We start from the raw sequence: 21627 nt of genomic DNA on the forward strand, positions 1-21627 counted from the left end.
CACCTCAGTTCCACAAAAAAGCAGTCCTTCTAAAAAACTGCTCTAATATCCTAAATTCTAGAAACGATAACTCCATAAGGTGACCAACTGGGGAGAAAAAGCCACCGAAGGTTCCGTTCAACAGGCTTTCATCTCGTGTCCTGCGGACAAGACGAAAGCTTAGTTATTATGCGACGGTTTTTTAATCCCGATGACGGATTTTATTGATAAATTCCTACACACAGGTGACCTAAACTACCAATTGCGTGTTTTACATAACTATAAAGATTTCCTAAAACAACCGCTAAAACTCGAAATGTTTGTGCCGTGTAATGAAAATGGGAATGTTTTGGAAGAACCCCAAATGAGACCAGAAAGAAATTCATTCTGTGAAGAAGATATGGATTATGATGCTCGGGAATTGTACGATTACATAAAAGCCAAAGAAAAGGTTTTATTTGAAAATATATCTAATAGGGAGATTAATTATTTCATTAATCATTTTCAAAAAATAGAAGATTTACTTCAGTCAAGAGGTGGTAAAAATTTAAAACTCTCACACAACGCTTTAAACGCAATCTTTGATGAAACTGTCGCATAACGGTTCGGGTATTGCCGAAGGCGGGGATTTTTAGTACAAAAGTTTAATAGAAGAACGAATGTTAAACTTTGCACAAATGCTCAATTGAAGCCGTTCAACCCCGCTTTTGGCAATACCTTGTTGAACTAAACCTCCGGTAGCTTTTCCTGAGGCTGTTTTATTAACTTTGTTTGATCATAACATAAAATAAAATCTCTAAAATGGCTACAAAAAAAAATCTCCGGAGGATTTAAGAACGAACAAAATTTTGAATCGCGCTTCGAGCGAAGTTAATGGTTTTTCGGAACTGATACAACGTTTCGAAAGAAATATTTCAATCCAGGGAAAAAGTCCCAGAACCTTTGATAATTATTCCAGGCATGTAGCAGCAATTGCGCTGCATTTTAAAACTTTACCCACCGAATTGGATCCTGAACAGGTCAAAAATTATCTCTTCCAACTTCAACAGCGCAGCAAAACACCTTCCCAGACTTACTTTAAACATACGGTTTATGGACTGCGGTTTCTTCTGAAAGCAGAAGGATTACCCTATAGTTTTCTACATCTTCCGGCTATTCCACGAGTCAAAAAACTGCCGACTATTTTAAGCCGTCAGGAAGTTTGGCGTATGCTTCAAACGGCGCAGTTACTGAAACACAAACTGCTCATCGGTCTGATTTACGGGTGCGGACTTCGATGTATGGAAGTAAGAAATATTGAACTTCATCATCTTGATTTTGACCGACAAATGCTGCATGTTGTTCAGGGTAAAGGTCAAAAAGACCGTTATGTTCCTTTATCCGAGCATTTAATTCGGGGACTGAAAATCTTTATTTCAGTGGAAAATCCGACTCAATATTTATTCAATGGAAATCAAAATAGAAATATTGAAGAGATTGATGCTTCGACTACGCTCAGCACAGGTGCTTCCACAACGCACACCAAAGATTTTGATTCCAGATACAGTCAAAGAGGCGTTCAATGGGTCATCAAAACGGTGAGCAAAAAAGCCGGAATTACCAAAGTTGTTCATACGCACACTTTGCGACACAGCTTTGCCACGCATTTATTGGAAGATGGAGTTTCGATCATTATGGTTCAAAAACTTTTGGGTCATGAAAGAATCGAATCGACGATGGAATATCTTCATGTCTGTCAGTTGTCAGATCAAAAACCCCACAGTCCTTTGGATACCGTTTTCGCTTTATGCAGTAAAAATGGAAACCCGAAGTAAGGTAAATAAACAAAGCGGAAGCGTTGCCGACGTTCTTCGTAAAATCAATTTGTCGGCTCAGAATTTTACAGTTCATCAGGAAAAAACGCTTCGCGCTTTGTCGTATTGTAGAACTTCTGCCTTGGGTGGTCATATTGATGCGTGCGATGGTTGTGGAAATATTTCCATCAGTTACAACTCGTGTCGTAATCGCCATTGTCCGCAATGTCAAGGTCATAAAAAAGAAGAATGGATCCAGAAACGCGAGCAGGAATTATTGCCGTGCAGTTATTACCACGTGGTTTTTACGCTTCCTGAAGAGTTGAATGGTTTGGCGATCTCTCAACCGGCATTATTGTATAAAACCTTATTTGAAGCAGCTTGGGCAACATTAAATCAGTTCGGTAAAACAGAACAGATGCAACTCGGAATGATTGCGATTTTGCATACTTGGGGACAAAATCTGAGTCTTCATCCTCATTTACATTGTATTGTTCCAGGCGGTGGAATTGATCAAAATGGCAAATGGAAAAAGAAAATGAGAACCGATAAATATCTCTTCTGTGTAAAGGCGATGAGCAAAGTTTTTCGAGCAAAGTTTGTGGCTTCCTTAAGAGCTTCTGGAATTGAAGACCAGGATTTAATGGATCAACTCTTCACCAAAAACTGGGTCGTTTATGCGAAAAGACCTTTTGGCGGTCCGAAACAGGTGATTGAATATTTAGGAAGATATACCCACAAAGTTGCAATCAGCAATCATCGGATCAAAGAAGTTACGGATAAAGAAGTTCGTTTTGGGTACAAAGATTATCGCAAAGAAGGTCAGAAAAAGGAAATGACTTTATCGAATACTGAATTTGTGCGCAGATTTAGTCTTCATATTTTGCCTAAAAGATTTGTGAGAATCCGACATTACGGGATTTTGAGCAGCTGCTGGAAGCGTGGAAAACTTCAGGATTTACAAGAAAGTTTAGAAGTGAAAAGAACTGTTTTTGTACCTCAAACTTTGCTCAGAAAATGCCGGTGTTGCAAGGAAGGAAATTTAATCACCATCGCACTTTTCGGACAACGTGGCCCACCTCAGGATTTTCTTGCCGTTTTCAATGCCTCGTCTGCAAAATAAACTTTGTGGGTAAGGGATTTTATATCTTAAAAGTAAAGAAAAGCCGGTGAGTGCTTAAAAAATCTCACCTCAGTTCCACAAAAAAGCAGTCCTTCTAAAAAACTGCTCTAATATCCTAAATTCTAGAAACGATAACTCCATAAGGTGACCAACTGGGGAGAAAAAGCCACCGAAGGTTCCGTTCAACAGGCTTTCATCTCGTGTCCTGCGGACAAGACGAAAGCTTAGTTATTATGTGGCGTTTTTTATTATTTTACTGTCAATACCAACTTTTATGATGCTTGAAATTTCATCCTTTCGCTTTAAGAGAGTTACAGTAATATTCTTATAATCTAGTTTGTTTCTAATTCCCGTTAATTCGCAAACTTTCGAGTTTGGAATCAAAGCATTCTTTAAATTAAATACTCTCAAAATTGCATCATAATCTTGTCTTGCGAGAATGTCCCTAAATTCAGTGTCTATTTGAGTATAGATTGCCTGTTTGTCAATTCCTCCAAAAGTTGAATCAATCTCAACAAGTGCAGATGCAATGTCGATTGATGTAAAGTTTGATAATGCTAAATACTCTCTTCGCAACATTTCTTTGTAATGCAATAATATTTGGTTGTCGATTTTACTTGCAAAAAAATCAATTATGTTCTGACGCACTTGATTGAAAACGTCATTTACATCTCTTCCCATATGGCCTGCAACTTCTTTGACAATAGGTTCTATTAAAAGTAGATTTTCTGCTTCCGCAACGTCAAGAACCCAAACTCCATTTCTATTTAATGCACTTACATCAATTTGCTGACGTCTGTCTCTATCAATAATCCCAAATGATTCAATATGATGAAATCCTTGTTGGTCTCTAAATGCTTTCACAACTTGAACAACCTTATCGCAACTACCAACCGGCTTCAAAGTTTTATCATTATAAACTTGCTCGTATAATTCATAATCAATACTACTACTATCGCCTTCTATGAAAATTATTGGTTTTCTGCTACCTAGTACGTCTAAATATAATTGTTCTGGTATAGGTAAGTTTTCATCTAATATTTCATAATCCCAAACATTATTCTCGTAAGATTTTGCCCAAACTTTCTTGGCATTTTGTCTTGTGAAGGCAAAGTCTATGTTATGAGTTAAATAGATAAATGAGCAATCTAGCCTTTCTGCTTCAATTAAATCGAAAAATGGTTTTATTAAAGAAGAATGAATATGCATCTCTGGCTCATCTATAATTATTATTGAGTTTGATGGTGTACAAATAACCTCACCTGCTAAATAAAAAATAACTCTTTCACCATCACTCATTTCAGAAGCATTATATTTTGAAGCTTCTTGTCCTGATGGGTAGGCTTGTATTACACCTGCACTTTTGTGTAATTTTCTATGTGGTAGTACCGATTCCCAAATACTTTGAACTCTGTCAAGTTTTGTAATAGGTTTTTCTATTCTTCCTTCTTTGAAATCAAGAGATTCTTCGTATTCTTCTGTGTGCAGTAGCACAAGAAGTTTTTCATAATCATTTAATAAAAAAGTATTGAAATTATTTTGCCAGCGATAGTAATTTTTGTTGTTTACTTGTTGCTGTTGGTTTTGGTTCTCTTGATAATAACCATATAGAAATTCGTTTTCAGCCCTTACTTTTGATTTTGGGCTAACTTCTGTGGGAAAGGATAAAGATTTTTGGGCTGAAATTCTGTGAGTCTGCCCTAAATACCTCTTTTCAATATCTGAACCGAATCTTGTTTTTCCTGCACCATTTGCACCCACGATAACGAGTTGTTCAAAGTCAATAATCGGATTAGTATTTGGTTGTCCTTTTTTAGTTGGTAATTGTATGTTCATATTTTGTAAGGTGTTTCTCTAAAATGCCACATAACGGTTGGGTATTTCTGCAGGCGGGATAAAAATACGAAAATTTTCTACTTGCTAAAATCTTAATTAACCGCTAAAATCTTCGATGAAAACTTCATACCCGCTTGTAGGAATGCCGTGTTATACGGGGTTGCTGTGTTCCCAATCTGCTTTATTAATTTGAAATAAATCCATCAATTTATTTCCATAATTTATTTGGCGATTTAATTTCATTCCATTTTTTGAGGCAACTTTTTTTGAATTTAGATTTTCTTGAACAATAATAGAAATCAGTCTATCGTGAAAATTATTTTCAAAAGCATAGTCTCTACATTTTTTTGCACTTTCAATTGCAAATCCTTTCATTCGATATTCAGGCAGAATAGAATAGGCTACTTCTAATTCAAAATTATTTTCAACTTCCCTTACTAAAAGTCCACATTGCCCAATTAATTTATTGTCCTCCTTGGAAATTAAAACATTTTGTCCACCGAGATTATTTTCATACCTGTCAAATGTCCATTCAAACCATTTTTCACAACGTTCTTGTGGCGATTTATATTCTGTCATTCCAAGCAATTGTGCAGTTTCATCATCCTTGAATAATTCCAACCAATTTTCAAAGTCAGAATCTTCTAAATTTCGAAATTTTAATCTGTCCGTTTCTTGGTTTATTAAAAGAAATTTCATTTGGTGACGATATTTTTTTGCAATCTCGTATAACGTTTTGCGTATTGGCGATGTTGCGGCTTAAAATACCGCCTTTTTCTATTAAAAATTAAATTTCGAAACATCTAAAATAGTTAAACTTGCGATTCCTCCGCACTATTGCCAATACGATGTTATGCGGCGTTTTTTTAATCTGTTAATGTCAGTTCCATAGCAAGAATACAGTAACTATTTGTATTTTTGGTCATGTCTTTAATTGCTGGTTGCCAATTGTTACCTCTAAAAATTTTCGTCTTATTTTCATCCTGACTTAGAATACTTCCGAAAGAAGGAGAGTACGATTTACCTAACAGTTTTTCGCTACTATTTTTCATTGTATGTTTATATTCATATGAATTTTTTTGATTTTTGATCCAATCTACAGCGATGAAAATTCCATTTTCAGGAATTATAACATTTGTGAATGATAAATCTACATTAGTTTTATGTTTGCCTTTTTTTGCGATTCCAATAATGTTTTCGTTATATAATTCATTCATAGGATTACCATAATTGTCAACCGAATAAATTCTAACATTGAAAATTGAATTTTCCACCATACTGTTGGTTAGAATTTTTATGTTTTTTACAAATTTATTTTTGTAAGATTTGTTTTCAAAGAATTTTCCGATTATCCACGACGAATTTTGTGTTGCAGATAATCCATAATATTGATTAATTTTTGATGCTTTAAATTCGTCAAGCAGTATTTCATTTTGGTTTTTTCTTTTGAATAAAATGACCTCTTGAAGTAGTTTTTCTTTTGGAAAAAGTTCAATGTTGGAATTTTTTTGCATCAAATCAAGGCTGATTTTCTCATATCCAACAGCGTTTATTAAAACTTGGGATTGCTTTTCAAAAAGGAAATTTCCTAGAGAATCAGATGACGTTCCGTAATCACTATTTTGAGATTTTATGTTTGCATATCTGATCGGTGTTTTATCAATACCGTCAATCAACACAAATTTAGAAATTTGTGCATTTAATAAAAATGTGTTTAAAACAAAAAATATTAATATTAGCGGTGTTTTCATAAAATGTCGCATAACGTTTTGCAGCTTGCAGAAGTGGCGGATTAAGGGAGCCTAGACTTTCGGTTCTTCACTTGACTTTGCAAGTACAAAACCAACTTTAAATTAAGCCCAAAACCCGCCATTTTTGCAAACTGCTGTTAGTGTCTGGTTATTTATTTATTGCAAATTTGTCTTTTCCACGAATTATTATTTCTTTTGATTTTTTTATGTTTTCTTCGGTTTTAGTAATTAGATTGACAATGTTAAATTTCAATTTTTCTTGACTATTTTCAAATTTCTCTACATTTATTTTTAAAATATAATTCTCATCAACTACATAATTTTCATAGTCAGCATTTATTATTTCATTATCTATTTTAAAAATTGTAGAGTTTTCTTTTATGCTTGTATATTTCATTTTCAAATTATTTAATGAAATTAATTTTGGTTTATAAGTCGATTTAGTTACAATATATAATTTTCCCTTATAATTTACATTTTCGATTTCAAAATTACCTTTTTCGACATTAACATTTTCAATTTCATTTGGATTTAATGTTTTCAAAACACTTTCATTTGTTAGTTTTCCATTTATAAAATAAGCTGGCTTTCTATCACTTTCAATTTTATTTATATAATTTACGCTAATTATAGTATCATTTTCAGATACAGTTTCTTGCTTTACTATTTTTAATCCATTTACTTTTTCAGATTTTATTTGTCCAAAAGTGTTTAATGTTAAAAGTATTACTGAAATAAATAATATTTTCTTCATAATTATTTTGCTAAAGTTATAATTCCATTTTTGTCCTTTTCAAATAATGCATTTTCTCTATCTATAAAAACTTTATAATCTTCAAAATCACCATTTTTCCGATTTAATTCAGATATTTTAATTGATTTATTATTTTTCAAAAAAACTAGTAAATTAATTCCATCTGATAGATGAATTTGATTTCCGTTTATGTTTGATAAATCAATGTTCAATTCAGTTTGAGTTTTTTCTATGTTAGAATATGGTTCTAAAATTAATAATTTGTCATAATCTAGTTTGTCAATCAAAGTTAAATCTATTTTCGTTGGATTGTCTTTAATCTTCGTTTCAATGATTTTGGTTAATGATTTATCAGATTTTAATTGACAAGAAGTCATAAACAAAAGAGTTGTAAGCAATATAAATATTTTTTTCATTTCTTATTAAGTTTATTTTTTACGTTTCGTTCAGGTTAACTAGCCACTAACGTCAGTCTGTGAAAAAACCTCCGTTTATTACTTCAAAAATAGCTAAATTATTTCAATAATACGGGAGGAAATTCGTATATTTAATAATGCAACACATCACAGGAATAGCCCGCAATCAAATGGTTTTTACAAGTTTAGAAGATTCGATTTCTGAAGATAATTCGGTTCGGTTTGTAGATGCCTTTGTTGAGAATATCGATTTAAAAGCATTAGGTTTTGAACTGCAAATGCTAAAAACGGAAGGACGACCGAGTTTCAGTACGCAAACATTTCTCAAAATCTATTTGTATGGTTATCTGAATGGACTTCGGAGTTCACGGAAACTCGAAAAAGAATGTGTGCGCAATATTGAATTACAATGGCTTTTATTTGGACTTGTACCCAATTACCACAGCATTTCTGATTTTAGAAAAAACAATCCGTCGGGTTTAAAAAAGCTGTTCAAAGTATTCGTTTCTTTTTTGAAAGATGCAGATCTAATTGCTGGAGAAACCATCGCCATTGACGGTACTAAAAGTAGAGCGCACAACAGCAAAAAAGCCAATTTTAATCAAAAGAAAATTGATAAACACTTGGCTTATATTGAAGAGAAAACACAGCAATACCTGGATGAATTGGCTCAGAATGACGAGAAAGAAAATAGCATGACAATCACTAAGATTCAGGAAAAGATTGAAAGATTAAAGAAAAATAAACTCGGCTACGAAGTCTTAGAAGAAAAACTAAAAGCAAGTGGCGAACCTCAGATAAGTACTACCGATGAAGATTCACGAGCACTGTTGGTTCAGGGGCAAGTTGTAGAAGTAAGTTATAATATTCAAGCCGCTGTTGATGCTCAATATAATTTGGTTGTGGCTACACACACCATTAATCGTAATGATCGTAATGCTTTGAGCGCAATTGCAATTGAAGCTAAGGAGAATTTGGGAATTGAAACATTCACTGCTTTAGTTGACAAAGGTTATCACAATGGTCGGGAAATCACCCAATGCAAAGAGCAAAACATTATCACCATTGTTGCGCATCCAGATCAGGGAAAAAGCAACGAAAATGGCACTCAACCAGATTATTTTGTTTCAAAATTCATTTACAATACAGACGATGACACTTACACTTGTCCGGCAAACCAAGTTTTAAAAACGACGGGACGATGGCACAAGAAAACCCGCGATAGAGACAGCTACGACTTCAAAAAATACCGAACTCCAGCTTGTAAAGAATGTCCTGTAAAATCACTTTGTACGAGCAGAACAGGAGGCCGAGAGATTGATAGAAGTCAATATGCCGATGCTGTTGCAGAAAACAATCAGCGCTACCAAGCTAATGCGCAATTATACCGAAAGCGGCAGGAGATCAACGAGCATATTTTCGGAACAATCAAAAGGCAGTGGGGCTACAATCACACGAATTTAACGGGACTTGAAAAAGTAAATGGTGAACACAGTTTAATCATGCTGGTGTATAACATCAAACGTGCGATAAATATTCTTGGAGTTCCGGAATTAATTGCCAAATTGAAGAACTGGAAGTCACCTTACAAAGCGAAAGGTTGTTTTGTTTTTAGACAGACTTGTTTTGCGTTTATTTTAGCCCCATTGGAAAATACATTATCAATTGCAGCATAAAAAATAGCCGATCTTAAAACGCATTTATTGAGGTGTGGAAGGTTGGTTTTCTTAAGGAATTACTGGAAAGCTGAGTTTATTCACAGCCTGACGTTTTGCAGCTTGGCGAAGTGGCGGAAATCGAAGCACAAATGTTCAGTTTTGCACAAAAGTTCAATCGAAGAACTGCCGTTGAATTTAGCACTAAACCCGCCATTTTGCCAAACTGCTGTTGGCTGTCAGGCATTTTTCATTTTTTGTTGTATTCTTTCAATTTGGTTTAAATGTCTAATAATATGATTGATAAAAAACTGAAAAGTGTCACCTAATTTTAGTTTGATTAAATTTGAAATTGAAGTCTGAATTTTCAGTTTGTTTAAACTCACATTTCTTGAATGATTTAGCAAATCCAAAAGTTTGATTTGTTGGTTTATAAATTTGTCAATTACAATTTTGTCAAGATTTGAATTTAATGGATTTTTGTCTTTAAATGTTTTCATTTTATTCAACTTTTCTTTTGGCAACATACTTTTTGCAAAGTAACTTCCTAAAATTCCACTTTTAAACTCAATGTCGGTTTTGGTAGATGAATTTTTTATTTTACTTTCCATTTGTGGTAAATAAAAGTCGCCATATAAGTTCAAATGTTCCAAACACTCCAAAACGCTCCACGAAATTTCGTTTTCTTTCCACGTTAATGTATTCAAATCATAAGATTTTAGTTTTTCTGCTTGGTTGATTATTTGTCTTGTCTGCTCCAGTAGTGTTTGTATCAATTTTTCTGATTGCATAATTTTAAATTTTATGCAAAGTTCTAAAAAGCATTTTCCATAAACCTTGATTGAAGTCAAGACTTTTTTAGTCTTGATAATGTTTCGGCACTCATTCTCAAATAATTTGCAATATGTCTGTTTGGAATTTCCTGAAAAAGTTGCGGACTTCGTTTTAAAACTCTTTCGTATCGTTCTTTGGGTGAATTTTTCAAAATATCAATTTCACGTTCCATTTGTTGAAGAACTAAGTTTTCCAAAATCTTCGTCCATAAATTTCTATTATTTTCAGTTTCTAAAAATTTTTCAATTTGTTCTTTGGTTATAACCTTTACAACAGTCTTTTTAATTGCTTGAATATATAAGTCAGAAGGTTTTCCCGTCAAAAAAGAGTCCAACGAAACGATTAAATTTTCTTTGTAACCAAAACGTATTGTTTGTTCTTCATAATCGTCTAACACAAAAATTCTTAAACTTCCGCTTTCGATATAATACAAATTAGTGTCAATGCTACCTTTTACTTTCAGAAACTCATTTCTGTCGATTGTAATTTCTTTGTCCGAAAGTTCAACTATTTCTTTCATCTTCTGTCTGGTCGTGAGTTTCGATATGCTTGCAGCCAACGGCTGGGTATTTCTGTTGGCGGCGGCTTTTTATAACAAGTCTTGGTAAATATACCAAATTGAATAACTAACAAAAGTATTTTATGATATAACTTCCGACCCGCTAATAGAAATACTGTGTTACCTGCTGCTATATTTTATTGTTCATCTGTCGTTACGCCGATTATTACTCCAAAATTTCCATCTGTTTGCACCCAATCTTCTTCAGGAAGATATGTTCGTGAAACAAGGCCATCAAGATATAAAGCATTTTTACAACCCAAACTTTTGAAATAGTTAGCAAAATCATAGAAATTTATTTCGCTTTTTGACATTATAAAGACGACTTTATTATCTGGCAAAATTCCAACTCCGTTTCTAATATTTAGATTTGTTGAACCTTCTTTAAACGCAGAATGAATCTGTCCGTTAATTACTAACATCGGTCCTGATTGAGTTGCATATTTTATATTTAATTTGTTACTTAATTTTGATGCATTACAAATCGCAGGCAAATTATCCATCGTGATATAAAAAACTCCGTTCGGTTTTAAGTAGAAATTTCCATTTCCATTTGTCGTATCCAAAGGGGTTATCTGTCTTTTATTTTCTATAAAAAGTCCTTGTGGTGAGTTGTCTTGCTTATACATTCCCCCGTTCATTGCAAAAACTAATCTTTTGTTATCTTTTTCAACCCAATTTTTCAAATTTTGAATACTTTTAAAGTTATTCTTTTTATTGTCCTTCCAATAAAGTATGATTTCTTGTTTTTTCGTGTCAACAATGTAATATACAAATTGATCGTCCTCAACTTTTAGTTTTTGAGAGTAAGCAAATATTCCTGCAATCACAAGAATAAGTAATAACATCAATATAAAAACTTTCTTTACTTTCACGGATTGTTTTGAAATGGTTGTAGGTAACGGGTGGGGTATTGGCGATGTGGCGGATTTTTAGCACAAAAGTTGATTAGAATTACTGACGTTCAATTTTGCACAAATGTTTAATCGGAGCGGTTTCCCCGCCATATAGCCAATACCTTGTTAGCTGTCGTTTTTTCAGCGTGTGGGTGGTTTTATCGTCCATATTTTTCTTTTAGTTCGAGTTTTTTAATTCGAGATGTTATTGCTCCTTCTTTTCTTGCGAAGATATGAGCAAGTTCTTTTATTTTTTTTCCTTCACAAAATAACAATTCAAGTTTTTCATCGTCTTCTTTAGTCCAAGGTTGGTAGGCTTGTTGATGCACTTCCCGAATTGTTTCCACCGAATATTTTTTGCTTTCTGTTTGAGGTTGTTGAAGTTCCTTAAATTTTACTAATGAATTTCTAAATGTATCTACAAAGTCTTTTAAATCTTCTTCAAAAATCATTACTCTGTGATGTTCTGAACCATTGTCGGACTTTTTGCTTTCAGAAATAGTTAGATACAAATCTCCTTTCTCACTTTTTTTGATGTCGAAAAAGTAAGTTCGGTTTCCTTTGGTTATTTTGTCGGTATGTAATTCATTTTTGTTCATTCTGATAAATCTTGAATACATTGCTCTCTAATTTTCCAAAGTTGATCAAGAGTGTAATTGATGTTATTATTTTTGTGAAGCCAATTTATCAAAAAATTCTTATGTATTTGAATTTTAGGTTGGTTAATTTCATTTGGTTGGATTTCCGTTTCAAAGAGTAAATCATTTATGAAATCAGCCGATGACGAGTTTTGTTTAGTAAAATCGAAGACCTCATTTTCATACTTCAAATAGTTATGTGCTTCTGGGATATATTTCAAGTTGTTTTTTGATAAAGTATTTCCAGCTTTTGGTGTATTATCTGCACTCATCTTGAAAATTCCAAGTGTCAGTTTGATGGTGTCAAAATCATTTTCATTTGCTAATTGCTTTAGTACAGCGTGTTTGGTACTACAAGTTCCTTTGTTGTCTGTAAAAATGGTCTTTAAGTCGTCTTTATTTGAATTTCTTCCGTAATTCAAATTTTGAATATATTCAGTCGCTTGAAGAAATGTTAAAACGTTTCTTTTCAAGAATTCGTTTGATATTTCTCCGTTTGGTCTTATGTCAAAGGTCGGAAGTTTGTTCATAGACGAGAGTTTTGTTTAAAATGACAGCTAACGTTCCGCGTATTGGCGATGGTGCGGCTTTAACGCGGAAACTTTCTTATTATAAATTACTCTTCGGAACATCTAAAATGGTCAAACTTGCGATTCCTCCGCACTATTGCCAATACGATGTTAGCAGATGTGGTTATTCAATTGTTAACTTGTAATATGCATTCTCTTTTACTGCCGTTATATTTTGAAATGTTATATTTTCAACTTTATATCCTGAACATTTCCCAGTAATTTTTGAAGATTTAAGGGAGAAACTAAATTTTTTAACTTCTGGTTGAAGGTTTATATAAACATCGTAATTTTTTATTCCGTCGGTATTGCCAATATTTTTTAGCAAAATCTTACTATCGTCGGTTATTTCAAATTGTACACCATTTGAATTTCCATTTCCAAGGTTTTCTTGAATGAATATATTTGAAGTAGATATTGTTCCGTTTTTAATCAAGTCTTCGTTATTAATATTGACAAATTTAAATATCGTTGGTTCAGGCGGAGTGAAACAATCGTCTTCTCTGCAAGAAAAAACTGAAAGAATTACAATTACAATTAAAACTAAATTTTTCATTTTACTTTATTTTGATAATATTTCGTTTTACCATTTCTGCTAACTCTCAAATATACGCAACTTTCTCATACCAACAAAAATTTTTATTTAGGGTGAAAACACCACTCCCAGAGCTTTGGTTTTGTTTTAACTTTACGACTATACAAAACACGCAGATTTAACTATTCAAATACGCATCTTCAGCTATGGAAAATACGCAGCCCGTTTTTGATAAAAAATACTTCGTCCCAACAGAAGGCACGCACCGTAATAAAAATATCATCTGGATCAAATTTCCAAATGATTTCACTTTGGTTAAAATGCTGAAAAGCGTAACAAAAGCCCATTGGTCAAATACCCAAAAATCCTGGTACGTTGCCGACACCCCTTTTAACCGCGACCTCTTTGGACTCGACAGAAAGATGGTCGGCAAAGAAGTACTTCTGAAAATTCACCCTTGTAATTTAGTCGCCTTTCAAAAATATCACAACCATTTAATACTGAAAGGATTCAGTCAAAACACCATGCGCGTCTACGCCTTAGAATTTGCACAACTCCTCTACATCCTCAAATCATTTCCCGTAGAAGAACTCTCCAAAGAAAAACTGCAAAGCTATTTCCTCTATTGTCACAAAGACTTGAACCTCTCCGAAAACCAGATCCACAGCCGAATGAACGCCGTCAAATTTTATTTTGAAAAAGTACTGCATCAGGACAAAATATTTTTCGATATTCCGCGACCCAAAAAACCAATGCTGCTCCCAAAAGCCCTAAATACTTCAGAAATAAAAAAGCTGTTTGAGGTGACCCAAAACCCAAAACACAAACTCATTCTGCAGTTGTGCTACGGCATGGGACTGCGTGTGAGCGAGATCGTAAAACTCAAAATAGAACACATCGATTCCAAAACCATGAAAGTCCTCATCTCCCGAGGCAAAGGAAAAAAAGACCGTTATGTCAATTTGCCGCTCACCATCCTGGCAGATTTAAGGATCTACTACCGCGCCTATTTGCCCAAGATTTTTCTGTTTGAAGGGCAAGCTGGCGGCCCCTACTCCATCAGAAGTGCGCAGTCGGTTTTTAAAACCGCAATGAACAAAGCCGGCATAAAAAAGACCGTCGGCATTCACAGTTTGCGCCATTCCTACGCAACTCATCTGCTCGAATTTGGTACTGATATTTCCCTGATTCAAAAATTAATGGGTCACAACGATATCAAAACCACCCTGAATTACACTCACGTCACCGACCGCACCGTTTCCAGCGTTTCATCGCCTTTAGACCGTCTTTAGAAGACTACAGCGTTGTGGATAATTGAGCAATAGGATTAATTTGTTACATTTTCTTTGGGCAGACATTTCCGCCCTCCGTTCCCGCTTTTTTCTTTTTTCTGCGAAAAAAGAAAAAGAGCTCCACTCAGGTCGGGCTGCAGATTTGGCCCCTTCCCAAAACATTTTGCTTAAAAAAAGAGACGGTTCCTTTCTTCCAGTCCTGATTGCAGCGGCATCCTTTTGCGGAACAGCGTGAAGCAAAAGATACAGCGGAAAGCAGGTGCGGAACTTCACAGAACCCCAAACCTTCAGACTCCTAAAAAAAGAAAATAAAGAGCAAAAAAAAATCTCCGCGATTGCAGAGATTTTGATCTTATTTATTGTCGGCCGTTTTTCGCCAGTCGGTTTTGAAAACACAACTCTTGTAGCGGTCGTTGATGGAGATAAATACATTCGGTAATCTTTCCTTCACATATTTTTCTACCATTTCGTTTTTCTTCTTGTTCAGCGCCATTTGCTTAATTCGGTTATAATCGGTGGCAATGTCCAGTTGGTGCGCCGCGATCACATCATCTACTTTTACAATGGTTACGGTTTTTCGGTCCTGCTGTGCCACATCTTGAAATACATCGGTAATATCTCCTTTATTCAAGCCCGCAATCTGATAAGCGATGGTAGGCGGCAAATTGAGTTTTTCGATTTTATCAGATCCATCTTCAGCGGTTACAATTCCCGCATTGAACTTGGTTTGTTTGTCATCAGAGAAACGGTAGGCCGCATCTTTAAAGGTCAGTTTACCATCCATAATCAAAGTTCGGATGCTGTCCATTTCCTTTTTTGCAGACGCAATTTCTTCATCGTTCGGTTCTGCTTTTAAAAGAATGTGACGCGCGTCGTAATTCTTTCCGCTTTTCTTCACCAACATGATCAGGTGATAGCCAAAATCAGATTCTACCGGATCTGACATTTCGCCTTCCTGTAAATTTAAAGCCGCGGCTTCAAAGGGTTTTACCATCTTTCCTTTCGCAATATTCTTGTACAATCCACCGTTTGCCGCAGATCCCGGATCTTCAGAATAAATACGCGCCTGGCTTTCAAAACTTTCGCCGTTCAGGATATCCTGTTTTATTTTATTCAGCTTTGCAATGATCTCGTCTTTGTGTGCATTCGTAAGTTTCGGATACATGGTAATTTGGGAGAGGGAAACCTCATCTTTCACTTCCGGTAACTGAAACTTGTACATATTGAAAAAGTCGGTTACTTCATTTGGCGTAACATCGGCTTTATCCGTAATACGACCATACTTCATCTGTCCGTAATAATTATCGGTATCAATTTTCTCGATGGCGTTTTTCATTTCGTAAGACGTACGGAATTTATAAGTAGCGAGCATTGTTTTCTCGTCTGGAAACTGACCCAAAATCTGGTCATATTTCTGACCTGCGTTTTCTTTGATCGCCGCCGAACGGTTTTCAATCAGCGTATCTCTTTTGGCTTCATAGATCAACAGTTTATTATTGATGATGCTTTCTACGAATTCACATTTATCTGTAACCGCTGCGCCCTGTTGCTTCGCAAAGGTGGCCTGATCCTCTATATCTGATTCCAAAATAATTTCATCACCTACAACCACGGCAATCCCATCGACCAAATCGCCGGTTTTCAATTGCGACTGTGCCTGACTGTGGATGCCAAAAAACACCATTAAAAGGGTCAGGAGCAAGGTTGTTTTTACGTTCTTATTCATATAGCTTTTTTATCAATCTGCAAAATTATCATTCTAATCCAAATAACTTGCATATTTTATTATAATTATTTCTTAAAATTCTTTTCTAAATCCTTCATGAATTCAGGTTGAATCACAATTTTTGTTTTTGCTTTTTGCAGCGCAATGATTTCATTCAATTTTTTTTCGTTCACTGCGTCTTTTAATTCTTCCGTGGCTTCTGCTTGTGTCATTTGCGTTGGCGGCAAAATTTGATCAATGGCAATAACCAAAGAGCGCGCTCCCATTTCGGTTTGGTGAACTCCCGTTTTAAAAGGCACCTTGTATTTTGTAAAGACATCGGCTTCCTTCGACATTTCTCCTTTTTCAAAACTCACGAGAACTTGCTTTTGTGCATTTAATTTACCTGCATATTTAGCTTTCAATGCCTCCCAGCCTTTCGGATCTTTTATTTCTTTCGAAATTTCTGTGTTCAGTTTCGGATCGGCAATGATGGCAACGCGACCGTCTGCTCTTTCGCCCCAAACATATTTCGCTTTGTTTTGGTTGTAATATTCGGTAAGCCATTCCGGGTGTTTCGCAATTTCTTCCGTCAAATATTTGGAGAAAATAAAATCCGAAAACAATCCTTTTTTATAATCGTTCAGCTCCTGCTTCACCTCTTTAAGTGAGGTGAAATTTTTGCTGTAGATTCGAAGCACATCCTGCGTATTTACGTTTGAAAGTACTTCTGACCATTTCGCGGGTGACAATTTTTCAGCTTCGCTTTTCTTTTCACCCATCAGCTTTTTCAGATCTCCAACGGTGATTTTCTCGTTTTTATATTGATAAAGAAGATCGCTGTCTTTCGCTGCCGCAAAATTTTGATAAGACTTCTTCACATTATTAAACGCCGGAAATTCTTTATAGGTAGGATCTGTTTTTAAATAAGCCGTCATTTGATCCTGCACCATTTCCGCATACAGTGAACTGTTCATTTCCCGTAAAAAGAAAGCCCTGTTCTTCTCCGTTAAAATATAAGGTTCTATACTGTAAATATTAAAAATGAAATAGTTTTCCCCAAACAGAATAGGCTCCGGCGTATAAAAACCGGCTTTCTGACCTTTGAATACTGAATAAACTTCATTGGGCAGCGTAGGTGAACCCATTACCACTCCTCCATTGTTTTTTTCGTGGTCGTTGGCGCCGTACAACTTCGCAACTTCCTGAAACTTTTTGCCCGCTTTTAGGTCAGCATAAATTTTATTTTTGATACTTTCAGAATTTTCATCTTTCGGGAAAGATACGGTACCGAAAATCATATAACCCAAACTTGGTCTGGAATTTAAAACTTTGGCAAATCCAATATAAGATGGCGTGTCGTAAAACTTAGTCAGGGAATTGTTCGGCAAAGTTTTAATTTCCGAATACATTTGATTATCTAAACTTCCAGCTTTAATAAAAACAGGTTTTGGATCGGCCTTCGTATATTTTTCTATCGCTTCTTCAATTGTTATTTTACCGGATTTCACATCGTTGTAAACCTGCTGATAATTGGTTTGGTCACCCTCCTTTTTCTCCAGAACAAAAACCTGAACTTCTTTCTCCGTTTGATTGTCTTTCACATACTGATTTAAAACAGGATCCATCACCTTCGGCGGAAAGAAATATTTCGACCGTAATTCTCCCAGCTTCTCGTTCATCTTATCTTGGAAAGAAGATAACGTATCTGCCTTCATATCAGCTGCAAATTGCTGAAACAGATAGAAATTCTGAGTCGTATTAATGGTATTCTCAATCCCTGCATTTTCTAAGCCGTATTTATATTCTTTTTTGAACTGATCCAGGGAAATACTGTCTTTTCCGATGATCATATACTGCGCGGAAACGGCAGATGTTAAACCAAATAACATAATGGCTCCGAATATTTTTTTCATTGTTCTATCTGTCATTTTCGTTGAAGATTAATTCAATTGTTGTTTTTATTGGATTTCTGAAAATGCTTTAAAAGCATCAAACTCATTCTTATTAAGGCTAGATGAGTAGCTGTTCAGATTCGTACGTTACAGAAAAGTTAAACTTCTACTTCAAAAGTGGTTAATTCTTTGAAGCTGTTGATTCTTTCCATCATGTCGCTTTCTGTTACTTCTTCCAGTCTTTGGGTTCCGAATTTTTCCACGGTAAAGGAAGCCATCGCAGATCCTACAATTAAAGCTGCCTTCATATTGTCAAAAGTAAAGGATCCTTTTTTGGCGAGGTAAGAGGCAAATCCGCCCGCAAAAGTATCGCCTGCTCCGGTTGGATCAAAAACTTCTTCTAAAGGCAATGCCGGAATTGCGAATATTTTTCCGTCGTGAAATAATAAGGCGCCATGTTCTCCTTTTTTAATAATCACATATTTCGGACCCATCTCATGAATCTTTTTCGCGGCTTTCACCAATGAATATTCACCCGATAACTGTCTTGCTTCTTCATCGTTAATGGTGATGACATCGGTTTTTGCAATCATCTGCATTAAAATATCCAACGCAGAATCCATCCAGAAATTCATGGTATCTAAAATCACCAGTTTCGGACGGTTTTTCATTTTTTCTAAAACAGAAAGCTGAACGCCCGGATGTAAATTACCTAACAATAGAATCTCTGCATCCTGCATAGACTCCGGAATTTTTGGATCGAAGTTCTCTAAAACATTCACTTCAGTAACCAAAGTATCACGGGAGTTTAAGTCGTTGTGATATTTACCACTCCAGAAAAAAGTTTTACCTTCTTTTACGATTTCTATTCCTTCGATGTTTACACCTCTTCCGGAAAGCATGTCTAAATCACTTTGTGGAAAATCTCCTCCGACAACCGAAACAATTCCGGATTCCACACCCAAAATAGATGATGCGATACTGATATAAGTGGCTGCACCGCCTAAGATTTTATCTGTTTTCCCGAATGGGGTTTCAATAGCATCAAAAGCGACTGAACCAACGACTAATAATTTCATTTATCTAATTTTTTATTTTTAAAATATCTATCTCTTAGAATTGTATCTTCATTTTTAAAACGCCAATTCTGAGCTCACATCTCATCTGATGTGATCATTGTTTAATTTTTCCACTCAAAAGTATCGATCATATGTTGCAGGTCTTTCTTTATATAATCAACCGCCGGACCTAAAGAATCAGGTTTTGGGCGCGAATTAAAATAAAGGTTTGCGGTCACATAATGCCGGGTAGAATCCGTGACAAAGAATTGAATATTGGAGGCCGTTTGACCTTTAAGTTCATAAAAATTGCCAAAAACCTTACGCTCCGGAAAGCTGAAGGATTTCGTGTCGATCGCACTTGCTTTTATGGTATGTTCGTACACCATTTTCTCAGATTCCTTTACATGCAGATCAAAATCATTGTGAATAGGAAAATAGGTTAAATAAACCTTGGCCTTCATTTTAGGATATGAAATATAATACCAGCATTCATTTTTCGCTTTTTCAACTTTGGCGTAATCAGAATATTGAAAAGTAAAATCACAAGGGCTGATAAAAGTTTGATATTTCGCCACCGGATATTCCAAACGGAGTTCTCCACTCGGTTTTGGTTTCGCCTCTTCTGAACAGGAAATCAAAAACAATCCTAAAAAAGTGAAAATGAGTTTTTTAAACATTGCGCAAAAATACGAATTAGTTTTAAATTTTAAATAAAGATCGTCATGGATCAAAATGACTTCTGGAAAACGATAAAATAAAGGGAAATTATCCAAAATCGAAACGTACAAGCTTTCGCAGATTTATAACGTAGATCCGAACTTTAATAAATATAAAGCTTTTATGACTTTTGTGGTTGAAAAATACCAATCCAGTTGACATTTATAACTTACTTTTAAATCGATCCGCAAGATAATTCTCTAATGGTTTCGGGAACGATTTCTGATGCGCTTCTTCTTCATTCACGATCATAAAACCATTTTCGTCGGCAAATATTTCCATCATTTCCCGCGATTCCACCACAATGTGATTGATGACTATGCTCAAATTTTTATGGGTCAGTTTATGAAGAACCGTTTTTTGACGGGTAATAAAAGCATTCCATTCTTTCGGAACTTCAATGGGAAACTCGTATAATTTCTTCCAGATAAAGTCATCGCCCCGCTGTTTAATGAGAAATTCACCCTCAAATTCTACAAAAGAATACTGAAGTGCTAAATCGGTGGGTTTCGTTTTCTTAGTTTTTACGGGAAAATCCTGAATCTTGCCCAGATTAAAAGCAAGGCAATCTTCGTTTAAAGGACAATTTTCACATAAAGGATTTTTGGGTTTGCATATTTCTGAGCCCAGATCCATCATGGCTTCGTTAAAAGTTCCAGCTTCATTTTCGGGCATTGCCTTTAAAGCCAGATCGGAAAAATAATCAAAAGCTTTGGATTTTGAAACGTCGAAATCATCTGCAAAAACGCGCGATAAAACCCGGTAAAAATTCCCATCTACGGCCGGGATTTTTTTTCCGAAGCAGATACTTGAAATGGCAGCGGCGGTATATTTGCCCACACCCTTCAACCTCAAAATATCATCATATTCCTGCGGAAACACTCCTTTATATTCAGTCATAATTTGATGCGCTGCTTTGTGAAGATTTAAGGCCCGGGAATAATAGCCCAAACCTTTCCAGTAAAGCAGCACTTCATCATTTTCAGCAGCAGCTAATGTTTTTAGATCGGGAAACCTTTGGATAAAATTATTGTAATGATTTAAACCCTGTTCAATTCGGGTTTGCTGAAAAATAATTTCGCAAATCCAAATCTTATATGGATCGCTGGTTTTTCTAAAGGGTAAATCTCTGCCATGGATTTTGTACCAATCCAGTAATTTCCTACCAACATGAAGAAAATCAGCATTTTGTTTTTTTGTTTTCAAAAATAGTTATTATATTTGCACACCAAAAATATAAATAAATAAAGGAAATGACAAAGGCGGAATTGGTGAATACCATCTCAAATAAATTGGGAACTGAAAAGAATGAAACACAGAAAGTTATAGAAGCTTTTATGCAGGAGATCAGAACATCAATGTACAATGGAGACAATGTTTACTTAAGAGGTTTCGGTTCATTCATTATTAAGACCAGAGCTGCAAAAACGGGAAGAAATATTTCAAAAAATACTGCAATTGAAATTCCTGCTCATAATATTCCTGCTTTCAAACCTTCGAAAACCTTCGTAGAGAAAGTAAAAACTAAAGTAGCAGTAAAATAATTAAATTAATTAACTCAAGAAAAATATACGTTACAAACCAAAAAATTTAAATTATGCCAAGCGGAAAGAAAAGAA

General features: G+C 35.0%; 22 protein-coding genes. 6 read left to right on the forward strand and 16 right to left on the reverse strand.

Features of this window, described 5'->3' with window-relative positions; translation table 11 throughout:
• The first annotated feature begins 190 nt into the window (after positions 1 to 190).
• From EIB73_RS06045 to EIB73_RS06055, 3 genes are all read left to right on the forward strand, one after another.
• Entirely contained in the window at positions 191 to 580 is a 390-nt protein-coding gene (locus tag EIB73_RS06045; protein ID WP_125023605.1) for a hypothetical protein, read from the forward strand.
• A 247-nt stretch (positions 581 to 827) separates the two neighbouring features.
• On the forward strand, positions 828 to 1793 hold the full coding sequence (locus EIB73_RS06050; protein WP_125023601.1) for a tyrosine-type recombinase/integrase: 966 nt from the start codon (positions 828 to 830) through the stop codon (positions 1791 to 1793).
• Positions 1777 to 2895, forward strand: a complete 1119-nt coding sequence (locus EIB73_RS06055; protein WP_125023603.1) for an IS91 family transposase — start codon at positions 1777 to 1779, stop codon at positions 2893 to 2895. Before EIB73_RS06050 ends, EIB73_RS06055 begins: the two co-directional genes overlap by 17 nt.
• A 231-nt stretch (positions 2896 to 3126) precedes the next feature.
• Here the strand turns inward: EIB73_RS06055 and EIB73_RS06060 are convergent, their stop codons facing one another.
• The 5 genes from EIB73_RS06060 to EIB73_RS06080 all read right to left on the reverse strand — a co-directional run bounded on the left by EIB73_RS06060 (position 3127) and on the right by EIB73_RS06080 (position 7652).
• On the reverse strand, positions 3127 to 4731 hold the full coding sequence (locus tag EIB73_RS06060; RefSeq protein ID WP_125023607.1) for a DUF4435 domain-containing protein: 1605 nt from the start codon (positions 4729 to 4731) through the stop codon (positions 3127 to 3129).
• Positions 4732 to 4881: 150 nt separating this feature from the next.
• Positions 4882 to 5430, reverse strand: coding sequence for a GNAT family N-acetyltransferase (locus tag EIB73_RS06065; RefSeq protein WP_125023609.1), 549 nt, complete (start codon positions 5428 to 5430; stop codon positions 4882 to 4884).
• A 167-nt stretch (positions 5431 to 5597) separates the two neighbouring features.
• Positions 5598 to 6482: a hypothetical protein gene (locus EIB73_RS06070; protein ID WP_125023611.1), complete on the reverse strand. Its 885-nt coding sequence runs from the start codon at positions 6480 to 6482 to the stop codon at positions 5598 to 5600.
• A gap of 148 nt (positions 6483 to 6630) precedes the next feature.
• The gene (locus tag EIB73_RS06075; protein WP_125023613.1) at positions 6631 to 7236 is read right to left on the reverse strand and encodes a hypothetical protein; all 606 of its coding nucleotides are present in this window, start codon (positions 7234 to 7236) and stop codon (positions 6631 to 6633) included.
• 2 nt (positions 7237 to 7238) lie between these two features.
• Complete coding sequence (locus tag EIB73_RS06080) at positions 7239 to 7652, reverse strand: hypothetical protein (RefSeq protein ID WP_125023615.1); 414 nt, start codon at positions 7650 to 7652, stop codon at positions 7239 to 7241.
• Positions 7653 to 7789: 137 nt separating this feature from the next.
• Between EIB73_RS06080 and EIB73_RS06085 the strand changes: the two genes are divergently transcribed.
• Positions 7790 to 9328 carry an IS1182 family transposase gene (locus EIB73_RS06085; RefSeq protein ID WP_125023617.1) on the forward strand — a complete coding sequence of 513 codons (1539 nt, stop codon included), beginning with the start codon at positions 7790 to 7792 and terminating at the stop codon, positions 9326 to 9328.
• A gap of 218 nt (positions 9329 to 9546) precedes the next feature.
• Here EIB73_RS06085 and EIB73_RS06090 read toward each other — a convergent pair whose 3' ends face one another.
• The 6 genes from EIB73_RS06090 to EIB73_RS06115 form a co-directional block, all read right to left on the reverse strand.
• A complete protein-coding gene (locus tag EIB73_RS06090; RefSeq protein ID WP_125023619.1) occupies positions 9547 to 10098 on the reverse strand; it encodes a DinB family protein in 552 nt (183 codons plus the stop codon).
• A 56-nt stretch (positions 10099 to 10154) separates the two neighbouring features.
• Positions 10155 to 10661, reverse strand: coding sequence for a Crp/Fnr family transcriptional regulator (locus EIB73_RS06095; protein ID WP_125026066.1), 507 nt, complete (start codon positions 10659 to 10661; stop codon positions 10155 to 10157).
• Positions 10662 to 10837: 176 nt separating this feature from the next.
• The gene (locus tag EIB73_RS06100; RefSeq protein ID WP_228411287.1) at positions 10838 to 11575 is read right to left on the reverse strand and encodes a phosphodiester glycosidase family protein; all 738 of its coding nucleotides are present in this window, start codon (positions 11573 to 11575) and stop codon (positions 10838 to 10840) included.
• A gap of 179 nt (positions 11576 to 11754) precedes the next feature.
• A complete protein-coding gene (locus EIB73_RS06105; protein WP_185144635.1) occupies positions 11755 to 12195 on the reverse strand; it encodes a DUF3276 family protein in 441 nt (146 codons plus the stop codon).
• Positions 12192 to 12764 carry a hypothetical protein gene (locus tag EIB73_RS06110; RefSeq protein WP_125023623.1) on the reverse strand — a complete coding sequence of 191 codons (573 nt, stop codon included), beginning with the start codon at positions 12762 to 12764 and terminating at the stop codon, positions 12192 to 12194. Before EIB73_RS06110 ends, EIB73_RS06105 begins: the two co-directional genes overlap by 4 nt.
• A gap of 163 nt (positions 12765 to 12927) precedes the next feature.
• Entirely contained in the window at positions 12928 to 13359 is a 432-nt protein-coding gene (locus EIB73_RS06115; protein WP_125023625.1) for a hypothetical protein, read from the reverse strand.
• A 185-nt stretch (positions 13360 to 13544) separates the two neighbouring features.
• Between EIB73_RS06115 and EIB73_RS06120 the strand changes: the two genes are divergently transcribed.
• Positions 13545 to 14630 (forward strand): tyrosine-type recombinase/integrase, encoded by a 1086-nt coding sequence (locus tag EIB73_RS06120; RefSeq protein WP_125023627.1) that lies wholly within the window; start codon positions 13545 to 13547, stop codon positions 14628 to 14630.
• A 352-nt stretch (positions 14631 to 14982) separates the two neighbouring features.
• Here the strand turns inward: EIB73_RS06120 and EIB73_RS06125 are convergent, their stop codons facing one another.
• The 5 genes from EIB73_RS06125 to mutY form a co-directional block, all read right to left on the reverse strand.
• Complete coding sequence (locus tag EIB73_RS06125; RefSeq protein WP_125023629.1) at positions 14983 to 16356, reverse strand: peptidylprolyl isomerase; 1374 nt, start codon at positions 16354 to 16356, stop codon at positions 14983 to 14985.
• Between the two features lie 65 nt (positions 16357 to 16421).
• Positions 16422 to 18251 (reverse strand): peptidylprolyl isomerase, encoded by a 1830-nt coding sequence (locus EIB73_RS06130; RefSeq protein WP_125023631.1) that lies wholly within the window; start codon positions 18249 to 18251, stop codon positions 16422 to 16424.
• A gap of 137 nt (positions 18252 to 18388) precedes the next feature.
• Positions 18389 to 19309, reverse strand: a complete 921-nt coding sequence (locus EIB73_RS06135; RefSeq protein ID WP_125023633.1) for a PfkB family carbohydrate kinase — start codon at positions 19307 to 19309, stop codon at positions 18389 to 18391.
• Between the two features lie 101 nt (positions 19310 to 19410).
• Positions 19411 to 19968 (reverse strand): gliding motility lipoprotein GldD, encoded by a 558-nt coding sequence (gldD, locus tag EIB73_RS06140; RefSeq protein WP_125023635.1) that lies wholly within the window; start codon positions 19966 to 19968, stop codon positions 19411 to 19413.
• A 202-nt stretch (positions 19969 to 20170) separates the two neighbouring features.
• Entirely contained in the window at positions 20171 to 21214 is a 1044-nt protein-coding gene (gene mutY, locus EIB73_RS06145; protein WP_125023636.1) for an A/G-specific adenine glycosylase, read from the reverse strand.
• Positions 21215 to 21261: 47 nt separating this feature from the next.
• Here mutY and EIB73_RS06150 point away from each other — a divergent pair, with 47 nt between their 5' ends.
• A complete protein-coding gene (locus EIB73_RS06150) occupies positions 21262 to 21552 on the forward strand; it encodes an HU family DNA-binding protein (protein ID WP_039346147.1) in 291 nt (96 codons plus the stop codon).
• Positions 21553 to 21627 lie beyond the last annotated feature (75 nt).

Origin of the sequence: Kaistella carnis (assembly GCF_003860585.1) — a bacterium.
In the GTDB taxonomy this organism is placed as follows: Bacteria; Bacteroidota; Bacteroidia; order Flavobacteriales; family Weeksellaceae; genus Kaistella; species Kaistella carnis.